Raw genomic sequence first — 15,046 nt, 5'->3', positions numbered from 1 at the left:
GCTATCGTTATTGAACTTGGGTAAACTCGATATGGAAAGTGGTACCTTCTCCATACGTACTTTCTACCCAGATTGCTCCTTCCATTTGCTCTACATATTGCTTGGCAATAGAGAGCCCTAGTCCTGTGGATTGTTCATCCCCTGTTGGTTTAGCACTTAGGGTTTGAAACTTCTTGAATATTTTACTCTTGTCTTCATCCGTGAGGCCAGGTCCTTGATCTTTAAAAGAGATACGCAACTTTTTATCATTCTCAAATGACGTGATTTGAACGTGAATTGTCGTGTTTTTTGGAGAAAATTTGATCGCATTGGACATCAAGTTTTCCATGGTTTGGTGCAGCTTTAGCTGATCACCTAGTATATGGCGAGCTTTTTTGCCTAGGTCATATGTGAACTGAATGTTTTTTTGTTTGCCGGCTGAACGATAGTTGTCTATCACCTGCTCCGCTACAAAAGCGACATTGATTTTGTCCGAACGATAGTTTTTGGTTTCTTCTTCGAGGGCTTCTACATTCAGAATTTTTGTGATCATATTCAATAATCGATCTGATTCGGTGACGATATGATCTAGCATGTCACGGTCTTCTTTGTCAAAGTTGTGATTGGCCATGTGTACCATCGTTAGTCCTTTGATATTGTTGATAGGTGCTCTCAGGTCATGTGACAGAATCCGAATGAGGTTGTTTTTTTCATGATTGAGATCGATGAGGCTGTTGTTGTGCTTGAAGGCATCTTCTTTTTGTTTTTCGATCTGAAAAGTCATTTTCTTCCTGTCCTTTGCTGCTTTGAGTGCAGTGATTGCTAGGCCGAGAAACAATATCGATATGATGACGGCTAGCCATATAATGATCTTTTGTCTGTGGATGACGAGTAGATTGAGCTCTGTTTGCTGCTTGAGAAACTTGGTCTCCGCTTCTTTCTTTTCTGCTGCGTAGCTGGCATGCAGCGACTCTATTTTTCGAGTACTCTCTTCGTTGAATATGGAGTCTTTTTGGATAATGAACTGCTGTAGATAGTAAAGGGATTGTGTAGCATTGCCATCTGCCTCATAGATCGAAGAGAGTAGATTCAGTATATCACTTTCTACTTTTTTTATGCGGTTGGCTTCACAAACACTGAGACTTTGTTTTGCGTACTTTTTGGCTTTGTTCAAATCGTTTTTGTGCAAAGCGATCTTGGCTAAGTTTAGATACGAATAAGCCAGCGTAGTTTGATGAGATAGCGATTTGACATTTTTTAGATTTTGTAGTAGCAGGGATTCCGCTCGGTCATATTTTTCATCCAAAATATATAAGTTGGCCAGGTCTACCCGAGTGATTGTTATGCCTTCATCGTTTTTTTGTTTTCTACGAAGCTCGAGCGCATGCTTTAGGTGTATTTCGCCATCTATGTAATTCTTTAGTCCTACGTAGGATCTTCCTAAGTTGACGTGGCAATAGGCAATTAGGTCTATGTCCTCTAGTTTGTTGGCATTGATGAGCGCTTTTTCGAAGTAGTCGATAGCTCCTTCGTAGTTGGTCTGGAAGACATAGATGTTACCGATGTTAATCAGCGTATAACTTATCTGAACAAGATTTCTGCTTTGCTCTGCATGTTTGAGTGCGTCGAAGAAGCAGGAGAGTGCCTTGAGGAAATTGCTTTGATTTCGGTAAGCCACTCCTTTGAAATTTAAGCTTTTGCTGAGGCCCAGCGGATAGTTTAGGGAGGTAGATAGCTCATAAGCTTTGTCTGCATAATAGATCGTGGAGTCTATGTGGATATTGCGATAGTTCCAGCTAACCTCGTTGTATATATCGACGAGATCCTTATGAGACGAAGACTGAAGGAGAACATGCAGACTGTCAATTTTTTCTAAAGGAGAACTCCCTTGTCCAAAAAGTGACTGGCTAGCGATGACCATCCATAGAACTAATGCAAGTTTTGTCATGTGTATATATCTCTCCTTAATCATGTTGATCATGATCTTATTTAGCTGCAAAATACCAAAAAACTCCCTTTTGAAGGAATAAATAGTTTTTGAAAATAACTCAAATATATACAGGTGAAACCGCGAGTGTAAAAACAGTACTGATGTATGGTTCTTAACACGCACTTGACCAAATTTGCTTGACAACAACTTTAACACAAATGATATTCGATGAAATAAGGAAAAACATCGTCGGTTGGGATCAATGCTTCGATACGGCCTATGGTCGCCAGCAGATGATCTATGCCGACTGGGTGGCAGGAGGTAGGCTCTATCGTCCGATCGAGGACATCATGGTGGAGCAGGTAGGGCCGTGGGTTGCCAATACACATTCCTATTCTAACAGGACTGGTAGTCAGATGACTGCCGCCTATCAAGACGCGCGAAAACACATCAAGAGTCATGTAGGTGCTAAGGATACAGACATGCTCGTCACGACGGGTAGTGGGATGACTGGGGCTGTTCACCGCTTGATACAGATTATGAAGTTGGATCAGCTCGATGAGCAGCCAGTCATACTGATGTCGCACATGGAGCATCATTCGCATCAGGTGGCGTGGATCGCTGCAGGTGCTGAGGTGGTGATCGTAGCACCTAATGATCAAGCAGAGATAGATCTGATACAATGGGAGTCTGCCCTCAAAAATTATGAAGGCTGCAAGACACTCATCGGTGCATTTACTGCTGGATCGAATGTCACGGGGATACTGACTCCAGTACATGCGTTGGCTAGACTGATACATCGGTATGGAGGACAGTGTTTTGTGGACTATGCAGCTACTGCGCCTTATGTTGAGATGAATATGCATCCGAGCCATGAGGAAGAGAAATTGGATGCAATCTATTTTTCTCCTCACAAGTTCCTTGGTGGTCCCGGTGCATGTGGAGTCTTGCTAATGGATGAAAAACTATATCACGGTGTGTCTAGTGTGCCAGGAGGAGGGAATGTCACTTGGACTAAACCTGCAGGAGGGTATGGTATTAGTACCGATCCTGAAACCAAAGAAGATGGAGGTACGCCAGCATTTCTCCAAACCATCCGAGCTGCACTAGCCATTCGTCTCAAGGAAAAAATGGATGTGAAACGAATAGAAGCGAGAGAGAAAGAGCTGTTGAAAGATGCTATCTCAGGACTCCAAGCCATAACAGGAGTACAGATCATAGGTGGACTGACTGCAGAGCGGATAGGGGTGGTTTCGTTTAATTTATTAGGGATTCACTACAATGCAGTCGTACGTATGCTCAATGATCGATTTGGGGTGCAAGTCAGAGGCGGCTGGGCATGTGCCAGTACTTATGTGCATTACTTGTTTGGGATAGACCAAAAGCAATCTGATGTGATGACTGGACAGATAGATCAGCGCAACCTCACGGATAAGCCGGGTTTCGTACGATTGTCACTGCACCCTACGATGACTGATCAGGAGCTGGCAAAGGTGCTCGAAGGAGTCGCCTATATCGCGACACACAAAGAAACGCTCATTCAGGACTATGTCTACGATCAAAAGACGAATGATTTTGCACTGAAGGGGAGTGAGGCAGTAGATCAGCAGCAGGTAGATTCATGGTTTGAATTGTAGTGATGAAATGCAATACTACCTTGGCGTTACAAGTATTATGGGTAAAATTGAAGATTAATAAAAGTATAATAAATAGCTAAAGAATGGCATCTGGATTATTTGCACTATTAGACGATATCGCTACACTCATGGATGACATGGCTGTGATGAGCAAAGTAGCAGCCAAAAAAACTGCAGGTATATTGGGTGATGACCTTGCTGTCAATGCTGAGAAAGCATCAGGCTTTGTCTCTGATAGGGAAATTCCTGTCCTTTGGGCGATTGCAAAAGGTTCCTTGCTCAATAAGGTGATCATTCTCCCCTTTGCTTTTTTGCTGAGTGCATTTGTTCCCAAGGCGATTACCATCATACTGGTTCTTGGAGGGCTGTACTTGGCATACGAAGCGGCGGAAAAGATTTATGAGTTTTTTGTTCCACATGCTCATGACGATACGCTGGAAGTGTTAGAGCAGCTGAACGAAGTGGAGGTCTTGTCGCTGGAGAAGCAAAAGATAAAGTCCGCTATCGTGACCGATTTCATCCTCTCAGTGGAGATTGTCATTATTGCACTGGGGGCTGTCGTGGAGTCATCACTTTTGACTCAGATAGTGATCGTATCTTTCATTGCACTCTTAGCTACAGTAGGAGTGTATGGTATTGTGGCATTGATTGTGCGAATGGACGAATTTGGTTACAAGCTGATTGCGCTCAATACGCAGGACGATAGTTTCTCTGATAAAGTAGGTCGCGTACTTGTGAAGTCACTCCCCGTGATTGTCAAAAGCATGGGTGTCATTGGTACGATTGCGTTGATCACTGTATCAGGCGGTATTTTCGTTCACAATATTGATTTCTTCCATCATTTATTTCCAATACTCCCCGGTATCGTTCGAGAGATATTAGTTGGTTTGGTGTTGGGTTTTGTAGTGTTTCTGATCGTTTCGCTCGTGAAGAAACTATGGGTAGGTATGAAAGGAGAGGCAGATGCTTGATGAAAGTGTTTTTGATAAAGTACTATCAAATACCTATCACCCTAAGCACAGTCTTTGCAAGTCCCTACCAAGACACAATTGAGACGGTCTACTTGATAGCCTGCTGGTAAAGAAAAATTTACTATTGATGGGAGACATTCTATGGTTTGACAGTTAATGCAGCGGAAGTGAAAGTGGTTGTCAGGCATTTTTTCACTATCATCACATTTGACACAGAGGGCAAAATACTGTTTGCCATCATCTGCGATTATCTTATGGATTACCCCATCATCACAAAATCGATTTAATATTCTGTAGATCGTAGCTCTGTCTACGTTTACCGTCATTTTCTTTTCGATAGCATCTTGGCTCATGGCTTTACTAGAATTAGCCAATGCAGAGAGTACAGCTTCTTTGGATTGTGTGTTTCTTCTTTTCATTTATTAATGCGACAATGTTGCAATATTGTAAAAAGATCATACATTTGCAAACACTTGCTAATGCGACTTTGTTGCGATAGTGAGTTGTAGAAAAACCATAAAGATTGAAGAATAGTATGACTGACAATATGAATTTTGATGTGATCATCATTGGAGGAAGTTACGCAGGACTCTCTGCTGCAATGGCCTTGGGGCGTTCGCTTCGTGAGGTTCTCATTATTGATAGTGGGCTGCCCTGTAATCGTCAGACACCTCATTCGCATAACTTTATCACGCAAGATGGGGTAGCACCGAGTGCAATAGCTACAGAGGCTAAAGCGCAGGTGTTGAAATACGAGACGGTACAGTTCGTAAATGATCTAGCTGTCAGTGGTGAGAAAGTTGAAAATGGATTCGTAATTGCGACACAATCGGACAGGAAATATCAAGCGAAGAAGCTCATTTTTTCGACAGGGGTATCGGATACTATGCCTGACATCAAAGGCTTTGCAGCGTGCTGGGGGATTTCGATGGTGCACTGTCCGTATTGTCATGGCTATGAATTCAGAAAACAGAAAACGGGCATCATTGCCAATGGAGAAAGAGCTTTTCATCTTGCATCATTGGTCAGTAACTTGACGGACCAACTTACCATTCTCACATCAGGGAAAGCCGATTTTGAACCTGATCAAATCGAGAAGTTCAAGAGTAGAAATATTGAAGTCATCGAAACTGAAATATCTGAAATAATACACGATGAAGGCTATGTCAAGCATGTAGTCTTCGAGAATGGGGACAAGATGCCTTTTGATGGTGTATATGCTGCACTTCCGTTTACGCAGCATTCGGATATTCCTGCTTCGCTGGGATGTACGATTACTGAGTCAGGATTTATAGAGGTAGATGGTTTTCAAAAAACTACGGTTGATGGCGTGTTTGCAAGCGGTGATAACTCCTCGATGATGCGTTCGGTGGCGACCGCTGTTTACAGTGGAAATGTGGCTGGAGCGATGGTCAATAAAGAATTCGTGGAAGAACAGTTTTAGCACTGGTAACTATGAGAACAGAGATTTTTAAAACAAATGTTCAAGAGCTAAGTGATGCAAAAGTTCTCTTGGCGCATCTGGCTGATTTCTATCCTGATGCGGAGATCAATTTTGATCTGAATGATTGCGATAAAATACTTCGTTTTGAGGCGAGCGTTATTGATGTCGACGAAATCATATCGATGATTGGTAGTCATGGTTTTAGCTGTAGACTGATACCCGATAGAGTTTGCCCATAGGCGAAAGCAAAACTATTCGAATCTACTAAACAAGAAAGCAACACAAGCTTTCGCCTGCGTTGCTAAACATTAACTACATCATGTCATTGTCTGACTCGCTTAGAAGCTGATCGAGTAGGAGATGGTCGGGAATAGTGCCAGTTGGGGTACTTTGTATATCTCGTTGGTGGCTTGAATGAAGTACTCGTTGACGACTGCTTGACTGTTGGTGACGTTTTGCACGTCAAATTGTTCTAGCGTCATTTCTAGACCTTTTGACCAGTTCCCTCGTTGACCAGGTCGAACTAGGTGTATAAGTTACTGATATTGATCATGGAGATCGTGCTATTGGGGTCGTTCACAATACTGATTTCTTTCATCATTTATTTCCAATACTCTCTGATATCGTTCTAGAGCTTTGTATACGGTTTCGTAGTAATTCGTTATACCCGCCTCCACCAAATGATGAAGCCTGTGACAGGTAGTGAGCATCCAATCAAACTGGCTATGAAGTAGAATATGATACTGGGCAGTCCCATGATCTCTCCCGTGTGGAGGGGTTTGGCGATGGCCTTGAATTGCTCATGTAGAGGCAGATCGCTAAAATGGACAAGCTTCCTCAAGTCCCCACTTGGGGAAAATTCTAACACATCAGGTGTGTAAAAGCCCAATACCCCCTCCGCACTCAGGTGTGTGAGGGTATAGTTGTTGATGTTTTCGTTGGGGAGGTTGATAGTGAGTAGACCTGTACTGGAGAAGTGGCTCTGGGCTTGGGTGAGTACATAAGACAGCGAGGCTACTGAGTCCCCGGCGGATTGCTGTTCGGTGACGAGTGACCCCATCACGGATTCAAAAGATTGCGCCAGTTGTGCTTTGATAGCCAGGTTGCTCTCAGAGATAATGATAGAATCACCTCCCAACCCCACTATCACTGCATTTTTCACCCATGTGAAAGACACATACAGCCCTGTAATCGCCATGAACAACAGCAATAGCGCGGCATAGAATCCTAATACCTTGTGAAGATCATAGTTGACACGCAGTAGCTTTGCACGCCACTTGATCAGCAGGCTTTTCTTGAGTTGTTTGAGGTTTTTGGGTATCCAAAGCACCAAGCCAGACACCAACATGAGCACCATCATCAGTACCGCTGTACCGTTGACGAACTTGCCAACATCCCCTGCCAATAAGAAGCGGTGCAGATCCAATACCCAAGCAAAGAAAGCCGATGCGTTTTGGTTTTTCACTCCCACGAGATTGCCCGTATAGGGGTCGAAATAGGCTGATACTCCTGCGCCCTCTCGACTCAAAGAGGAGATGAGGACGGTTCGGTCTGACTCAGGATAGACCCACATAGTCGTCGGACGACCAAAGCGCTTCTCGAACCTGAGCAGTAGTGTATCGCTGCTGATGACCCGGTCCTCATACGGATGGGCAACATGGAGAGACTCGCTATTGATCCAATCTTCGATCTGTTGTTTGAATGCGTAGATACTGCCCGATAGACAAACGATAAAAACCACGACAGAAGACAAAAGCCCCAACCACAGGTGCAGTAGTGCCATGCTGTACTTGAAAACGCTCTCCTTTTTTCTTCGTTTCCTCAGTAGTGGATTTCTTTTTTGAATCATTTGTTTCCCAGATGGGCAAAACGTTTTACCGGTATTGGGTTAATAGCCCTGAGGTTTGGGATGAAAAAGAACACCTTTTTCGTCCCAAACCTCAGGGCTTGTATTGCAACAGGTGGACCTGGTTCTTTTAATGTTCGGACTTGCCGATGTTGTATTCGGTCGCCAATTCCACATACTGCGTGTATTGGGCAGGAGACATGAAGCCCTCAAAGGCTTGTCTTCTGCTCAGGTCTAGCTCCTGATAGTATTGTAGGTATACATCGGGCTTGCCATGGTAGTTGTCATGGTTGTCAATCAGTGTCTTGTAGAAAGCCTCATTGGCGAGATCATATTGTACGCTTTGGGCACTGTCTAGGGCCAGCTCAGACTTGATCAATTGCATGTTGTGTTTTTCGCGTCCATCGCGCTCGATTTTCATCTCCGCCACGTAGATATCGAATTGCTCAGGAGATAGGATGTCCTGCATCGCTGCGTCTTGCTGAGCAAATACTTCCCCTACAGCCTCTTTTACTTTTTGACGGTCTGGCTTGCTGGCTTCATAGGCCGCTCTGGCTTTGGTGCTGTACTCATCTTTGATGAGGTCAAACTGACGGGTTTGCTCCTCTGTCAAGCTTAGTTTTGACTTGACCAAAGTATAATTGAACCGCTCCTCTTGATGACCACAGCTCGCAAGCAGCGACAGCACGAGTGCCAACACGAATACCGATAGGATATTTACTTTCATAGTTGTTTGGGTTTTGTATGTAAACAGACCTTGTTTTCTTCTGGTCGAAAATAACAAGGTCTGTTTCCGTATTTTGATTGATCTGGATTAGTGATAGATACCTTCTACGTGGATGTTGTTGCCATCCAAGCCAAGCCCCTCAGTCACTGCGTCAGCAGCAGCAGAGGTCGCGTCAAACTCGTAAACAGCTGCATCACCACCCGTTGGACTGATAGCCATGTAGAAATTGTCGTCTACTGTGATGCCGTTTTCGTAGGTGAATAGCTGAGATAGCGGTACATCAAGCTTGACAGCCGTTTGGTTGTAGATGTCGATTCTGGCTACACTCCATGAGTTGTCTGTATAGTAGTTGCCCTCGTCTTCGAGCTGGATAGGCATGTATCCGATCCCATTGCCTACATAGAACCAACCTACTGCAGCGACATTGCTTTCCAGCCCTAAAGCTGCCGACACGTCAAACTCGTAGCTCGAATCATACGCTCCATCTCTCAACCTCATGATGACTGTTTTATCCCCATTCGATAGATCAAATCCAGTGGCACTCATGAACCAGTTGTTTTGGTATACGTCACCGTTTTCGTCCACATGCATCGCAGGTGCGCGGTATCCACCCGTGTGTCCCGTCGCAGCACTCGATTCGGTGATTGTCCCATTGGTCATCGATGGGTAGTCAAACACCAAAGTCTCTAAACCAGACTGCTTAGGTGCTCTGAATGGAGGAGGTACAGTCGGATCAAAAATATCTGTGTGCATCAAACCAAAATAGATCTTGTCTCCTGAAATCACCGGAGAACTCGCTCTCATAGGATGGTACCCAATGGTTGCTCCTTTTTTGGCATTCTCTGTTTGTGGGATCACAAACTCCGTCAAATTGCCAATGGTCATCTCTGGAATAGCCACAGAAGACAACCTCAGTGTACAAATGTAGTCTGTCACGTCACCTGCATCATCAGTCACGGGAGTCGTCTCCACGTTCATCACGATGATGGTGCTTTCGTCTGCTAGTGCATAGCGTGGCGTATTGGTCCCGACTGACAGCCCTGCGTTGATTTCTTTGATCTTGACATACTCCCCTGTAGCTGTAGGCTGCAACTGAGACAACAACCCCGTCCCGTAATCCAACGAATACAAGTAATCACCAGAAGCGATGATACGGGCCGCTTGGTCTGCATCGATCTGCGTACCATTGTTGACAAAAGTCAGGCTACCTTCGGTGAGCGTTTCGGAGGCTGCTAGGTAGTAAGCACCGTCGATAGTTCCTAGGAAGTTGTAGATACCATCTGCAGCGATGACATCTTCATTAGAGTCATCGTCTTCGCTACAAGCGATCAAGAACATCGCCATGTACATGGCCATTGCTATTTTAAAAATCTGTTTCATATACTTCTTATTTTGTATGATTTTGAATGTTAAATGGTTTTATAATAATCGATAGGTAGCTTTGATATAGGCCGCTCTACCGGGTTTTTGAATCGCATAATTGTCGAATATCTGCTCATCGAACAGGTTGCTCACGTCCACGCTGAGGCTGAGTTTTTCTTTGGGAAACGTATAACCTATCCCGCAGCTATTGACCAACTGAGCAGGAATCACGTCCTTGTTGTACCGACCTATGATCTCTGAGTGACGATGAAACTCACCCACATACGATACACTCCAATAGAAGAAGGTAGCAGCACCTTCCTGGATCAGATTCTTGAATTGAGTTCGTAGCTCGGTATTGGTTTGGAAAAAGGGCGTATTGGCTAGTCGCGAATTTTTTGTCACATTGTTGTTGCCCAACTCATCGGTATCCGACTTGACGATAGGACTCAAATAGGACACCGTCTGATTGACGGTCAACCAATGACTATGCGCGAATTTGATTTTGCCATCCACTCCCTGCATTCTTACCTGGTCAAAATTGATGTTGACAAAGGCTCCAGGATCGTACGAGTACTGCTGGATCAAATCTGTGACATCCCGATAGAAGACATTGCCTGAAAAGGTGAATCGGTTTTTGCGCTCCGTCGCAGTAGTGACCCTAAAACCCAAATTGGCATTGAGACTGGACTCAGAACGAAGCGCAGTAGTGCTGACAACATTGAGACCATCCCCTAGCACTTCGTTGGCGGCTGGTAGTCGATAGGCTTGCTCTACCGACAGACTCAACATCACGCTAGGTCTGAGCTGATATGAACCCGCCACCCCATAGCCCCAATCCGATGCACTGGCTTGTTCGGTCTGGTAACTGGTGACGCTGTTTTCGGTGGTAGCTGTTTTGATCGCAGCACGGTAGCCAAACCATTTGACAAACAGCGAAGTATGGAGTCTTTGCTCCAAGAACTGACTCTGCAACACCCATCCCATGCTGTGCCTTCGAAACGTCTGTGGTGCCCAATAGCCGTCGGTCTTTTGTGTCACGACTGGATCACTATCTGTTCGTGTCAGGTCACTGAAGACATAGTTGTAGCCCAGTTTGTGGTGAGGATTGAGCTGATAGACGAGGTTGAGGCGGTTGAGCCAGACTTTCTGATCCAGCGTATTCAACGTCCAAAGCTGCTCCCCTCGATCTGAATTTGCATCCAGAATACTTCCATCCCAATTGTACATGTTGGTTGTCGTGTCGATGCGGTCACGCACTAGGTACGAGTACGATGCAAACCAATTCACATCCAGCCCTTTGACTAAGAAATCAAACTTCTGATAAGTCATGTTGGGCATCACCACACGTTGGTGATATCGAGCTTCCCCAAACACCACTTCCATCGTAGGGCCGTGCTGGATATCTTTGTCCATCTCAGAGTACAGAACACCAAGGAGTAACTTATCTGCCCATTTTTTTTGCGTAAAGCCAAAGTCAGCTTTGACAGACTTGGATTCATACCCGTCATGAAAACGCCTGACTTTCTTCCCACGGGTGACATTGGCGGTATTCACATCGGTGACGGGTACATCTTCGCCCCATACGTAGTAGTTGTTGTCCGAGTAATTGTAGAATGCAGACAGCTTCATCGTCAAGCCGGATTGTTTCGCTCGCCAGCTGCCTTGTATCGCTGCTCGATGGGTATTGAATGATCCGTAGGAGTAAGAAGCCTCTACGAACTCGTTGAAACTGGATTTGGTCACGAGGTTGATTGCGCCACCTAATGCATCATTGCCTAGTTCGACAGGCACTACACCCTTGTAGACTTCCACACGGTCTACGAGCGAAATAGGGATGGTATTGATCGAGTAGGACGACCCAAAATAATCCATGGGCACCCCATCCATAAAGAAACGAATGGATTGACCACTCAGGCCGTTCATGCTATAGTTGACTCTAGAGCCCAGTCCTCCGGATTGACGTACTTTGACCCCCGCAGTTTGATCCAATACTTGATTGATTTCGATCGATTGGGCTTGAAACTGCTTGGTTCCCACAGCCTCTACCGCAAACCCTTGGGTTTGCTGTTCCTTTTCTGCATCGTGAGAGATCGTCACCTCCTCTAGCATTTCGCTATCGTGAGTCAAGGTAAGGTTTAGCGATACGTGAGGGTGTTGGTCATCCAGTGTGACGGTAATTTGGCGATCCTCAAACCCGAGGAAGGTAACACTGAGCCGATACTCCCCAAAAGGCAAGTCTGAAAACACAAAATGTCCTTGATCATCGGCTACTACTCCTACGCCTGTCTCTAGAATCCGAATAGGCACCATAGGGAGGGCTTCTCCATCCGAGGACGATACTGCACCAGAAATCCCCCCAGTCTCCTGTCGCTGTGACATAGCGAGTGTTGCGCTGAGGCACAGGCATAGTGCTAGAGACAAGGATAGAATATGGAAGTAGATTATTCTCAAGAGAAAAAAAGCTGCATTTATTAAGACCAGTTCTAAATAGTGTATTTTTGTGCAAATGTGCTATAGAAGCCATCATTTGCACCAACGCAAAAGGTTTTTTAAATGCCGCAAAAAGATGAAATGAAAACAATTCTCAAAAGCCAGATATTCGAAGGTGGTACGCAAACCAAGCAGTACTCTAAAAACTTCACCACACAATCCATCAAGGAGGAGAACACGAGTATTGATCAAAATGGCGTGACGGGACAAGTACATGAGGTACAAGTAGATGGGATCATTTTGGTCAATCGAAACGTCACCGTCAAGTCACCCTATGAGGTGGAGGTGTCTCATGATTTCCCTTTGTTCAAACTGCATTTTGAGATCGAAGGCTACAATCACTATGAACCCCAAGACGAATACAGCATGCCTGTCGAAATTCAATCTGGTCAGTTCAATTTGTTTTATTTCCCCAGAGTCAATGGTATTTTGCATTTCACCCCACCCCATCGTCAGACCCTAGAGATACAGTTTACCAAGGCTTTTATCAAGAAAGCTATTGGTCAAAACTTCAAGGAGGTACTGAAAGAATTTGGGACGGCTATTGAGAGCAAGCGACCTTTCCTGTTTTGGAATAGAAGTCAGAAAATCACCCCTGTCCTCAAACGCCACATCCAGGACATCCTCGACTGTCAATATGCCGACTCACTCAAAAAGCCTTTTTTGGAAGCCAAGGTATTGGAACTCTTGGTGATGATTTTCGCCTCCTGGGACCAACGTTCGTCTCGCTCCACCACTACTCAGCTATCCCCTAGCACCCACGAAAAGCTGGAACGAGTCGTTCAGCACATCTCAACTCATCTTAACGACCCGCTATCCATTGCGTCCTTGGCAGCATTGGTAGGAATGAACGCCTCCAAACTCAAAGAGAGTTTCAAGGTGACTCATGGCACGACGCTATTCAAGTACATCACCGAACAACGGATGAAATCCGCCAAATCCCTCATCGAGGGGCGTATCTGCAACATCACCGAGGCATCTTATCGTGTAGGTTACAAGAACCCACAGCACTTCACCGTTGCCTTCAAAAAAATATACGGTCTACTGCCCAGCGAACTGATCAAATAATCTCATGTGCAGTCGAGTGTACTACATTTAACCTTTTGTTTTTGTGTAGGTCTTTTATTGTCGTGCTCTATTATTATAGTAATAGTTGTCAATAGAGCTTCTATTGTTTTATGTAAATATTTATTAACTGATGAGTCAGATGAAATTTTTACCGCTATACACCACCGTTATTTATCTACTCGGCGCAATGACCCTTTCTGGTCAGGCACCGAAGAATCAATCGAGTAATACGTCGTATCAGAAAGTCATGAACGAACAATATATATTGTATTATCCGCTAAAGGGTGTAGACACCTTGTTGATTCTATTTGGTGGGTTTCCCGAAGATGCTGAAAGTATTGAAAGAGAGTTTTCTATCCTAGAAGTCGCTAAGGCTAATGAGATCGCGGTGCTCTATATGAACTCTAACCGAAAACTATGGTTAGAGACAGAGGATAAAGTGCAGCTGACCCTGTTATTGGAAACTGTTCTCGATAACTATGATTTGGTGCCTGATCAAATCTTCTTTGGTGGGTTTTCTAGTGGTGGAAATGTCACTTTGCTCTTAGCAGATTATTTGCGGTCTGTGAATTCTGTAGTGGCGCCTGCGGGACTGTTTGTTGTAGATTCGCCAGTGGATTTGTTGGCACTTTATCAAGTGTCTCAAAAGAATATTGGGCGCAATTTTTCAGAGGTATCTGTAAGGGAGGCGATCTGGTTGACTGATTTATTAGAACGTTCTTTGGGTGATCCCGAAGAGGGGATAGCTGGATTTGAGTCCCAGTCTCCCTATACCGCTGAGACTCATGATATGCATAATTTGATCCATCTGGATGGACTGAAAATTAGACTCTATGCAGAGCCTGATATCATTTGGTGGAAGGAGAATAGACAAAATGACCCTATGGATTTGAATGCTTATGGACTAGAAAAGCTTGCGAGTCAGATCCAAGACGAATTGCCTCGCGCCACGGTACAGTATATCACGTCTGAAAATAAGGGATATCGATCCAATGGCGAACGACACCCACATAGTTGGTCGATTGTAGATAAGCCTGACTTGATCGAGTGGATGTTAAATCAATAAATTACAAATTCGTCAGTACATTTTGTTACGCTTTCAAAGTAATAGATATTTCCAGAACTCGACAGTTCTATATGAATATTTTGGACTGAGCGGAGGGGGGCGAAACGTGGATTGACTTTAATTTTTTTGGATATCAATTATCTGTTTATTTGAGTGATGATATACCACCATTGGATTATTGTGGAAACGTGGATGGGGGCAGTGTGCCGATTCTACATTCTGGATGTTTGCTAGATAGGGATGCAAAAATTCTCTTGGCGCATCTGGCTGATTCGTATCCTGAAGCGGAGATCAATTTTGATCTGAGCGATTGTGATAAGATTCTTCGCTTTGAGGCAAGCGTTATTGATGTCGACGAAATCATATCGATGATTGGTAGTCATGGTTTTAGCTGTAGACTGATACCCGATAGAGTTTGGCCATAGACGAAAGCAAAACTATTCGAATCTACTAAACAAGAAAGCAGCACAAGCTTTCGCCTGCGCTGCTAAACATTAATACATCATATCATTGCCTGACTAGT

At 44.5% G+C, this 15,046-nt stretch carries 14 protein-coding genes; 6 read left to right on the top strand and 8 right to left on the bottom strand.

Features of this window, described 5'->3' with window-relative positions; translation table 11 throughout:
- Window positions 1–7 precede the first annotated feature (7 nt).
- Entirely contained in the window at window positions 8–1,927 is a 1,920-nt protein-coding gene (locus tag BGP76_RS08195) for a tetratricopeptide repeat-containing sensor histidine kinase (RefSeq protein ID WP_158584142.1), read from the bottom strand.
- A gap of 179 nt (window positions 1,928–2,106) precedes the next feature.
- On the opposite strand from BGP76_RS08195, the gene BGP76_RS08190 reads away from it, so the two are divergent.
- Both BGP76_RS08190 and BGP76_RS08185 read left to right on the top strand, forming a co-directional pair.
- Entirely contained in the window at window positions 2,107–3,546 is a 1,440-nt protein-coding gene (locus BGP76_RS08190) for an aminotransferase class V-fold PLP-dependent enzyme (protein ID WP_147407415.1), read from the top strand.
- Window positions 3,547–3,629: 83 nt separating this feature from the next.
- On the top strand, window positions 3,630–4,517 hold the full coding sequence (locus tag BGP76_RS08185) for a DUF808 domain-containing protein (RefSeq protein ID WP_119844252.1): 888 nt from the start codon (window positions 3,630–3,632) through the stop codon (window positions 4,515–4,517).
- 41 nt (window positions 4,518–4,558) lie between these two features.
- On the opposite strand, the gene BGP76_RS08180 is transcribed toward BGP76_RS08185, so the two are convergent.
- Complete coding sequence (locus tag BGP76_RS08180) at window positions 4,559–4,936, bottom strand: Fur family transcriptional regulator (protein ID WP_073124905.1); 378 nt, start codon at window positions 4,934–4,936, stop codon at window positions 4,559–4,561.
- Between the two features lie 104 nt (window positions 4,937–5,040).
- Here BGP76_RS08180 and BGP76_RS08175 point away from each other — a divergent pair, with 104 nt between their 5' ends.
- Window positions 5,041–5,961: an NAD(P)/FAD-dependent oxidoreductase gene (locus tag BGP76_RS08175; protein WP_370453781.1), complete on the top strand. Its 921-nt coding sequence runs from the start codon at window positions 5,041–5,043 to the stop codon at window positions 5,959–5,961.
- Window positions 5,962–6,008: 47 nt separating this feature from the next.
- Here BGP76_RS08175 and BGP76_RS20265 read toward each other — a convergent pair whose 3' ends face one another.
- The 6 genes from BGP76_RS20265 to BGP76_RS08150 form a co-directional block, all read right to left on the bottom strand.
- The gene (locus BGP76_RS20265; protein ID WP_158584140.1) at window positions 6,009–6,158 is read right to left on the bottom strand and encodes a hypothetical protein; all 150 of its coding nucleotides are present in this window, start codon (window positions 6,156–6,158) and stop codon (window positions 6,009–6,011) included.
- 141 nt (window positions 6,159–6,299) lie between these two features.
- Entirely contained in the window at window positions 6,300–6,443 is a 144-nt protein-coding gene (locus BGP76_RS20260; protein ID WP_158584138.1) for a hypothetical protein, read from the bottom strand.
- 179 nt (window positions 6,444–6,622) lie between these two features.
- Entirely contained in the window at window positions 6,623–7,810 is a 1,188-nt protein-coding gene (locus BGP76_RS08165; RefSeq protein ID WP_119844251.1) for a PepSY domain-containing protein, read from the bottom strand.
- 127 nt (window positions 7,811–7,937) lie between these two features.
- On the bottom strand, window positions 7,938–8,534 hold the full coding sequence (locus BGP76_RS08160; RefSeq protein WP_073124898.1) for a hypothetical protein: 597 nt from the start codon (window positions 8,532–8,534) through the stop codon (window positions 7,938–7,940).
- An 87-nt stretch (window positions 8,535–8,621) separates the two neighbouring features.
- A complete protein-coding gene (locus BGP76_RS08155; protein WP_119844250.1) occupies window positions 8,622–9,914 on the bottom strand; it encodes a hypothetical protein in 1,293 nt (430 codons plus the stop codon).
- 39 nt (window positions 9,915–9,953) lie between these two features.
- The gene (locus BGP76_RS08150) at window positions 9,954–12,350 is read right to left on the bottom strand and encodes a TonB-dependent receptor (RefSeq protein WP_147407414.1); all 2,397 of its coding nucleotides are present in this window, start codon (window positions 12,348–12,350) and stop codon (window positions 9,954–9,956) included.
- 102 nt (window positions 12,351–12,452) lie between these two features.
- Here BGP76_RS08150 and BGP76_RS08145 point away from each other — a divergent pair, with 102 nt between their 5' ends.
- From BGP76_RS08145 to BGP76_RS08135, 3 genes are all read left to right on the top strand, one after another.
- Window positions 12,453–13,457, top strand: a complete 1,005-nt coding sequence (locus BGP76_RS08145; RefSeq protein ID WP_119844248.1) for a helix-turn-helix transcriptional regulator — start codon at window positions 12,453–12,455, stop codon at window positions 13,455–13,457.
- A 139-nt stretch (window positions 13,458–13,596) separates the two neighbouring features.
- On the top strand, window positions 13,597–14,523 hold the full coding sequence (locus BGP76_RS08140) for a hypothetical protein (protein WP_147407413.1): 927 nt from the start codon (window positions 13,597–13,599) through the stop codon (window positions 14,521–14,523).
- Window positions 14,524–14,672: 149 nt separating this feature from the next.
- The gene (locus tag BGP76_RS08135; protein ID WP_119844246.1) at window positions 14,673–14,948 is read left to right on the top strand and encodes a hypothetical protein; all 276 of its coding nucleotides are present in this window, start codon (window positions 14,673–14,675) and stop codon (window positions 14,946–14,948) included.
- Window positions 14,949–15,046: the final 98 nt, after the last annotated feature.

The organism is Reichenbachiella sp. MSK19-1 (assembly GCF_003590315.1).
Lineage (GTDB): Bacteria > Bacteroidota > Bacteroidia > Cytophagales > Cyclobacteriaceae > Reichenbachiella > Reichenbachiella agariperforans.
Note: the sequence above shows the minus strand (reverse complement) of the source record. Positions and strands in the feature narration are given on the sequence as shown.

Coding starts and splice junctions, on each gene's coding strand:
- BGP76_RS08195 (WP_158584142.1), bottom strand. CDS start 1,927: ATGACAAAACTTGCATTAGTTCTATGGATGGTCATCGCTAGCCAGTCA.
- BGP76_RS08185 (WP_119844252.1), top strand. CDS start 3,630: ATGGCATCTGGATTATTTGCACTATTAGACGATATCGCTACACTCATG.
- BGP76_RS08180 (WP_073124905.1), bottom strand. CDS start 4,936: ATGAAAAGAAGAAACACACAATCCAAAGAAGCTGTACTCTCTGCATTG.
- BGP76_RS20265 (WP_158584140.1), bottom strand. CDS start 6,158: ATGACTACCAATCATCGATATGATTTCGTCGACATCAATAACGCTCGC.
- BGP76_RS20260 (WP_158584138.1), bottom strand. CDS start 6,443: ATGACGCTAGAACAATTTGACGTGCAAAACGTCACCAACAGTCAAGCA.
- BGP76_RS08165 (WP_119844251.1), bottom strand. CDS start 7,810: ATGATTCAAAAAAGAAATCCACTACTGAGGAAACGAAGAAAAAAGGAG.
- BGP76_RS08160 (WP_073124898.1), bottom strand. CDS start 8,534: ATGAAAGTAAATATCCTATCGGTATTCGTGTTGGCACTCGTGCTGTCG.
- BGP76_RS08155 (WP_119844250.1), bottom strand. CDS start 9,914: ATGAAACAGATTTTTAAAATAGCAATGGCCATGTACATGGCGATGTTC.
- BGP76_RS08145 (WP_119844248.1), top strand. CDS start 12,453: ATGCCGCAAAAAGATGAAATGAAAACAATTCTCAAAAGCCAGATATTC.
- BGP76_RS08140 (WP_147407413.1), top strand. CDS start 13,597: ATGAAATTTTTACCGCTATACACCACCGTTATTTATCTACTCGGCGCA.